Origin of the sequence: Candidatus Borrarchaeum sp. (genome assembly GCF_019058535.1) — an archaeon.
In the GTDB taxonomy this organism is placed as follows: Archaea; Asgardarchaeota; Sifarchaeia; order Borrarchaeales; family Borrarchaeaceae; genus Borrarchaeum; species Borrarchaeum weybense.
Genome location: NZ_JAHPYX010000184.1, coordinates 1 through 7,042, shown reverse-complemented (window position 1 = coordinate 7,042; position 7,042 = coordinate 1). Strand labels below are relative to the sequence as shown.

Annotated in this window: 10 protein-coding genes; 9 read left to right on the top strand and 1 reads right to left on the bottom strand. The window is 37.1% G+C overall.

The features are described from left to right. Positions 1–261, bottom strand: a 261-nt coding sequence (locus QVB70_RS10895; RefSeq protein WP_287586041.1) for a hypothetical protein, incomplete at its 3' end; no start/stop codon positions are given. 426 nt (positions 262–687) lie between these two features. Between QVB70_RS10895 and QVB70_RS10890 the strand changes: the two genes are divergently transcribed. The 9 genes from QVB70_RS10890 to QVB70_RS10850 all read left to right on the top strand — a co-directional run. Further along, on the top strand, positions 688–1,116 hold the full coding sequence (locus QVB70_RS10890; protein ID WP_287586039.1) for a hypothetical protein: 429 nt from the start codon (positions 688–690) through the stop codon (positions 1,114–1,116). Next, positions 1,117–2,190 (top strand): DUF6569 family protein, encoded by a 1,074-nt coding sequence (locus tag QVB70_RS10885; RefSeq protein WP_342766561.1) that lies wholly within the window; start codon positions 1,117–1,119, stop codon positions 2,188–2,190. A gap of 122 nt (positions 2,191–2,312) precedes the next feature. Further along, positions 2,313–2,657 carry a nucleotidyltransferase domain-containing protein gene (locus QVB70_RS10880; RefSeq protein ID WP_287586035.1) on the top strand — a complete coding sequence of 115 codons (345 nt, stop codon included), beginning with the start codon at positions 2,313–2,315 and terminating at the stop codon, positions 2,655–2,657. A 47-nt stretch (positions 2,658–2,704) separates the two neighbouring features. Next, positions 2,705–3,016, top strand: coding sequence for a hypothetical protein (locus QVB70_RS10875; protein ID WP_287586032.1), 312 nt, complete (start codon positions 2,705–2,707; stop codon positions 3,014–3,016). Between the two features lie 2 nt (positions 3,017–3,018). After that, positions 3,019–3,426 carry a HEPN domain-containing protein gene (locus QVB70_RS10870; protein WP_287586030.1) on the top strand — a complete coding sequence of 136 codons (408 nt, stop codon included), beginning with the start codon at positions 3,019–3,021 and terminating at the stop codon, positions 3,424–3,426. A gap of 454 nt (positions 3,427–3,880) precedes the next feature. Next, on the top strand, positions 3,881–4,981 hold the full coding sequence (locus QVB70_RS10865) for a transposase (RefSeq protein ID WP_287586027.1): 1,101 nt from the start codon (positions 3,881–3,883) through the stop codon (positions 4,979–4,981). Positions 4,982–5,025: 44 nt separating this feature from the next. Next, entirely contained in the window at positions 5,026–5,445 is a 420-nt protein-coding gene (locus QVB70_RS10860; RefSeq protein ID WP_287586025.1) for a DUF6125 family protein, read from the top strand. Positions 5,446–5,664: 219 nt separating this feature from the next. Further along, complete coding sequence (locus QVB70_RS10855; RefSeq protein WP_287586022.1) at positions 5,665–6,669, top strand: zinc-dependent alcohol dehydrogenase family protein; 1,005 nt, start codon at positions 5,665–5,667, stop codon at positions 6,667–6,669. Positions 6,670–6,702: 33 nt separating this feature from the next. Then, positions 6,703–7,042, top strand: a 340-nt coding sequence (locus tag QVB70_RS10850; RefSeq protein ID WP_287586020.1) for a GIY-YIG nuclease family protein, incomplete at its 3' end; no start/stop codon positions are given.

The window sequence follows — 7,042 nt, the reverse complement described above, 5'->3', positions numbered from 1 at the left end:
GATACATACATAGTCCTTTAAAATATCTCCAAAAAATTGCAGCAGTTTTGCATACCGTTCATTATTTTCAGTTTCTTCTCTTATTTCAATATCTTCAAGAGTCGCCTCTTTGAGAATTTCTTTAAGAATTGTGGTCACGATTTTAGGGCTTAGGGTCTGTTTCCATTCCCTTTGGGAATAAAGTTGCTCTAGTTCTCTTAGTGTAAGCTCTCCGATAACTATTCTGGCATCCTTATCCGTTAAAGTTTCGGAGAATTTCATGTTCATCTCCTTCTCAAATCATATTGAACAATATCCGTAAACGGAAATATTTACACTATTTCATAGATAGATTTATAATATAAATATTGTGGCTTAATAATCGTTCATTATGGTATATCTAAATGGAAAAATGTCCACAAAAGCAAAAATGCATTTATCGTTCTCTCTTTGATAACAACTATGGTTAAAAAAGTGTTTCTTAATTAACCGTCAGTATTTCTTTACGATATTCTTTAATTGGCTTCTTTTGTATGCTTTTTATAAGCGGGAACTCTTTTTCAATGCTTTTCTAATGAATGGAGCATTAACTACAAGAAATTAACTCGAAGTTAATCGAATCCGTACAAAGGTTTATAAACTATTATTTCACTATATGGGATAGATAGTTCGAAAAAATAGAACTATTAGTCCCAAAAGGGTGATTTAATGGGTAAAGAAAATGAGAAAGAAAAGAAGAAACTATCACCAAAACAATTGCTTGAAGCACTTCGTGAGCAAAAAATCATCACATCTCTTTCTGAGCCTAAAGGAATAAATGAGCTACAATATTTACTATCAGAGAGTGATGATGACACGCCTCCTACGCCTGTTCCAAAATCAACCATTTCAAATAAGTTGAAGAGATTAAAAACCCAGAAATTGATAACACAACATAGAGAGCACGTAGAATTTGAAGAATTAGCTAGTCCGAAATATAGAGGTTGGCGAAATATTAAGGAATATAAAAATGGAAGTAAAGACCTTGAATTTGGTTTTGCACTAACCACTAACGGTAATCGTGCATTAGAAATCTTGAACGATAACATTGAACCCCTTGAGGAAACTAAACTCAAAAAACCCAAAAAGGAGGATTGAATAGGACTGAAGCATTTAGATTATTTAAAAAATATCTTTGAAGGAGATATAAACAAAATAATAAGATTTGGAAATTTACAAAGCTACAAGAACATGACTATAATCCCGCTTATTTTAGAAGGCGATGAAGCAGAGTTCATGACTATAAAGGAAGCCGAATTACAAAACGCAAGCCATATTAGTGAACAAGAATCGGCAAGCGTGAGCGAGTTGGAAGTCGTTAATTCATCGAAAATTCCGATTTTGATACCCTTCGGGCACACAATCTCGGGTGGCAAGCAGGATCGAGTTATTTACCAACCATTGCTTGTTCCGCCAACTCAGACAGGCAAACCAATTCCAATTCCTTCAAGATGCGTGGAAGCAGGAAGATGGTCATTTGAACTTGAAAATTCTACTGAAATTGCACCAAAAGGAACAGAACACCGTAAATTCAAATCAGCAAAGATCCGCCTGAACCCGTCTATCATGTCTAACGCCATGAAGGAGGAAGGAGATTCACAAGGTTCAATCTGGGGCGGAATTGAAGCACAAATGGCAGTATTTGGACAAACGACAGATCAAAACGTATCACGTTCCTATAATAAATTAGCCAGTGACCAAAAAGAGCGTGTTGAAAAATATACTCTTCATTTTGAAGATGTAGAAAAACAGTGCGGTGTTGCCGTATTCATTAACGGGCAATTAAATGCGCTAGAGTTCTATGGGAATAAAAAAGCTTGGAAAGAAGTCAGAAATGAGACCTTGAACGGCTTTATAATGGAAGCAATTTTAAGGATGGATAAAGAAGAATCTAAAGACGTTTTGAAAAGCAATGAAGACTACTGGAAAAAAGTATCAGATGCTCTCGCAGAAGCAAAGATGTCCTTTGAAGAGGAAAAACAAGGTGCAGGGCTTGGATCTGTGATACGATTCGGAACAGAGGATGGAAAGTGGAGTGGGATAACTCTCATGCACAAAGAAAAGTTATGTCAGTTTTACATTGTTGCAAAATCAGCGCTTCCCGAGACAGATAGAAGCACAATGCAAGTTCAAGAATTTAGAAATGTTGACCTTGAAGAACAAAGATTTTAAAGTAACCGAGATGACCTTGACGATCTGTATAGATAAGATCACTGGAACTGAAAAATATTAATAAGTCATCTCACTTTTTTTATTTTGTTTATTAAAACATTGTGATTTATGAGGTCAACAGAGTGTTATATTTATACGAAAAAGAAATAATTGATCTTCTGAAAAAAATCCTGAAGAACAATGAAGAATCAATTGACTTGGCAATTATTTATGGTTCATTTGCAACTGGTAATTACCGTCCAGACAGTGATCTTGATTTGCTAATTGTAGGAGATAACAATAAAAGGGACGCTCTTCAAAATGAACTTTCGGAAATATATCTTAAATACTCTGTGCCTGTCTCTTTAGTTTTTCTCTCCAAAGAAGAATATCGTCATAAGAAAGGAGATCCTATAATTAAGAACATTCTAAAGGAAGGCATTCGATTGTCAATCACCCTCCAAAAAAATAGAGGGCTTGTTCCGTGAGGAGCAAGAGTAATTGGTTGATTAGCCTAAGAGAGGTCATATAGTCTATGGCGGTATCTACGTTATCAGGAGAGTTCAAGAACACACCAAAGGATGCTTCTCTAGTCCTTTGCTCTGTAAACGGTGGTTTAAACAGAGAGGAAACTCTCAGTGATCATCGTATAGTACTGACTGATAACTTTGGCGAAGAGAACCTACTCCCTTGGTGTGGGGAGCGGCGGGACTTGCGAGTACCCGTCATTAACACACCACCTGAGGTTGGGTACACCAAACCCTGTCTCCGCAGAAAGGGTAGTGTGAGCAACGCCCAACCTCAATTCCTCCCCCCAACATGTTGGGGGGTCTCCTTGAGGTGGTAATTATGAGTGAAAAAGAAAACACGTTCAAGATTGCCAAAGAGTATATAGAGCGATCAGATAAAGCAATTTCTGCAGCTCAGCTTCTCTTTAAAAATAAATTTTACGAGGATGCGATCAGTCGAGCCTACTATAGTGTTTTTCATGCTTCAAAAGCACTTTTATATCTTTTAGGAGAAGATACAAGAACACACAAAGGTCTCCAAGTTGTTTTTGGAATCCGGGTTATTAAAGAAGGCCTCTTAGAAGAAAAGTTTGGTAGAATTCTAAATAAATTACTTTCATTTAGAGAAAGCGCGGATTACGGAATAGTCTCTTTTATATCAGAAGATGACGCAAGAAGCGCTATAAATGATGCTGAAGTTTTTATCACTAAAATAAAAGACATATTATCCGTCAGATTTAATTTTTGAATTATTTTACTCTTCATCTACGTTTTTTGGTACTATCTGAAGTTCTGAAACAAGTAAGAGGCGAAATTAGGTGAGCTTATGAAAATAGCAGACTTCAAGGATTTTTCGAAACACGACTTAATTGAACTAATTAAAATGTATAGTGAAAGAGATTTAGGTAAAAATATAGAAATCATAGAAAACGCGTAAACACATCGCCATAATTTGTTTTAATGAGGTTATATCAGAAGTAATCATACAATCAGGTTTCCTCTCAATTTGCCTAACTTCATAACGCTGAAAGCGGTTTTCTTTTTTGATATTTTACTTATACAAAGGGGAGTCTGTTCTTAAAAAAAGGTGATTGTATATACTAACTCTGTAAAGCCGCATCATAAAGACTAATACTCTTCTTAAGTACGTGTCTTAGTAACTAATAGTTTAATATCGAGATACGAAAGGATTTGAGAATATCGTGATTAGGCGGGCCACCCTTAGCTTAAACTATGTGACTAAACTTAAACAAAGTATACTGAATAACTTAATTGATGAATATCTCAGTTTTATGCAGAAATGCATCAACACCCTCTGGAATCATAATATATTCGAAGGCTCATTTGTCCCTAAAAAATATTACCTGCACATAAGGACATCACTGACAGAACGATACAAGCAATGTGCCGCCAAACAGGCACTCCAGAATGTCAAGTCTCAGCGTAAACGTACCAAAAAAACCAAACCAGTCATTTGTAAAGCCACACTTGAACTGGACCAACGCTTTGCGCAAATTAAAAAAGGCAACAACACCTTTGACCTCTGGATCAAAATCTCTATTTTAGGTGGCAGACCCATTTATCTGCCAACCAAACGACATCATCACTTTAACTCTTTTTATAATAAGGGTTGGGAGTTATTGAAGTCCTGTAGGCTACGAAGAACCAAACAAGGCTTTTTCCTTGATGTCTTCTTCGAGAAGCAACTGCCCCCAATAAGAAAATTGGGAGAGATGGTAGGTCTGGACCTGGGCTTTCGCAAACTAGCAGTGATATCTGATGGTCAAATCGTTGGAGGAACATTGAAACAGGAAATAGAGCGGTTTTACAGAAGGAAAAAAAGCCACCTAATAATTAAAGAACACATCAATAGTGAGTTGAAGAAGATAGATTTCACGAGAATAAGAGTGCTAGTGATCGAACGCTTACGAGATGTGAAGAAAGGACGAAGTAAGAAAGCGCGAAAATATAAAAAGAAGCGAAGAAATCGTTACACTAACCGACTGCTCTCACACTGGGCTTATCGTCATGCTTGTACCAAATTGGAGTTGCTCTGCGAGGAAAACCGTGTTTTCCTGATAGAGGTGTACCCATACTGGTCGAGTCAAGTCTGTCACAAGTGTGGAAGCAGGGGTATCCGTCGAGATGAAAAATTCGTATGTCCAGCTTGCGGTTATAAGGGTGACGCCGACTATAACGCCGCATGCAACATACGAGATCGCGGGCTATCCCTGGGAGTATATGGTCCCCAGTCCTCTAACTACTTTCCACTTGTTCCTGTGGTTAGTATGGAAGAAGTTTAATATTTTTCTACGAAAGTAGTAACTATAGTGATTTATTCTTTGTTATGGATGCGTTATGGTTTCTGACAACAGAGAAAATGACTGATTATGAAAGCGCTTTAAAAATAGACGTTGATGTATGGAAAAAATATGGAAGAAAAGAAGCAAAACGATTGAGATCGTTATTCAATGTACAGGACAGTTCACTTGAAACGGCTCTAGAAATATTGATTCGTGCACCATTCATGCTTCAAGTAGAATGCCATTATGAGATGCTCACTGATAGCGAGGCTATTCTTCATATTGAATATTGCCGAACTCTTGAAGCAATGAAAAAGGCTGATAGAACTAGATTCGTTTGCGAACCAGTCAGTGGAGCTTATTTTATAGCATTTGCGAAGGAAATAAATCCAAATATTAGAGTAAGACCAATAAGGCTTCCGCCAGCGTATATGGAAGGCTGTGAATGGAGTTTTTCTATTTAATAATGGTTAAATTGAATATATTTTTCTCCTATTTTTTCGGTGACCATTTTTTCGCTCATATCCCTTCTTAAAATTATGATCTCTACAAGAAGAGGGGACAAAATGACTACTGCTCACTTGAATATCATTATAAGTAAATTGATCCCAAACACTGATTGAGCATTCCTGTGAAAGTATGATAAACAAGATAATTGAAGAGAAAAGCAAGTGGTTTTGATTATGAAAGCTATGGTTCTTAGAAAGCCTGATAGTATCGAAAACTCGCCACTCGAATTGGAGGACATTCCCATTAAAAGACCACTATCTGAGGATGAAGTATTACTTAAATTAAAAACCTGTGGCGTGTGTCACACAGATTTACACATCGTTGAGGGTGAATTAGATCCCCTACCCAAATTACCTATCGTACCTGGACATGAAATTGTGGCTGTCGTTGATGAATTAGGGGAAAACGTAAAGAATTTTAAGAAAGGAGACCGTGTGGGTGTTGCATGGCTCTATTCTACTGACCAAACTTGTAAATATTGCGTTCGAGGCCAAGAAAACTTATGTCCACATGCCAAATTCACCGGATTTAGTGAGAATGGCGGTTTTGCAGAATTTGTAACCGCTCCCAGCGATTATATTTATCTTCTACCAGAATCTTTTGATGATATTAAAGCCGCTCCTTTAATGTGTGCGGGAGTCATTGGTTATAGGTCCCTTAGACTGTCAGAAGTAAAACCTGGCGAAACACTGGGGTTGTTTGGGTTTGGAGCTTCTGCACATATAGTAATTCAGATTGCTAACCATTGGGATTGTGAGGTTTTTGTCTTCACTCGCTCAAAAGAACATCAAGAACACGCGAAAGAACTTGATGCTGCTTGGGTTGGAACTTCTAAAGATATACCTCCTAAAAAAATAGATAGAGCGATCTCATTTGCGCCATCCGGACCTTTAGTGTTGGATATACTTCAACAACTCGATCGTGGTGGCACTTTAGCTATAAATGCGATCTATTTATCAGATATTCCGCCGATATCCTGGGATCTTTTATGGCATGAGCGTAAGATTGTGAGCGTTGCAAATGTTACACGTCAAGATGCCATCGAATTCTTGAAAATAGCCCAGGAAATCGAAATAAAAACGGAAACTGTCCCTTATTCATTGGAAAATGCAAATCAAGCTCTGAGTGACCTTAAATATAGTCGATTTAATGGAGCAGCCGTGTTAAAAATTAGTTGAATATTGAAGATTTATTATCGAGGCTGAAAGCCGTTGCTAAAAGACAAACTTCAAACGGTACCAGATGTTCCTGGAACTTATTTACTGAAGGGAAAAAAAGGCAAAGTTCTTTATGTGGGGAAGGCTAATTCACTAAGAAAAAGACTGGCATACTACGTCCACAGTAAGAGTATTCAATCACCCAGAATTCGATTGCTTGCCGAAAAAATTGAGGATTTTGACTTTGTAGTAGCAAATAATGACGTAGAAGCACTTATTTTGGAAAATAATTTCATTAAAATTTATCGACCGCGTTATAATATTCGTTTTGTTGACGATAAGAGTTATCTCTATATTAAAATCACAGTCAATGAAGAATGGCCAAGAATCTTGT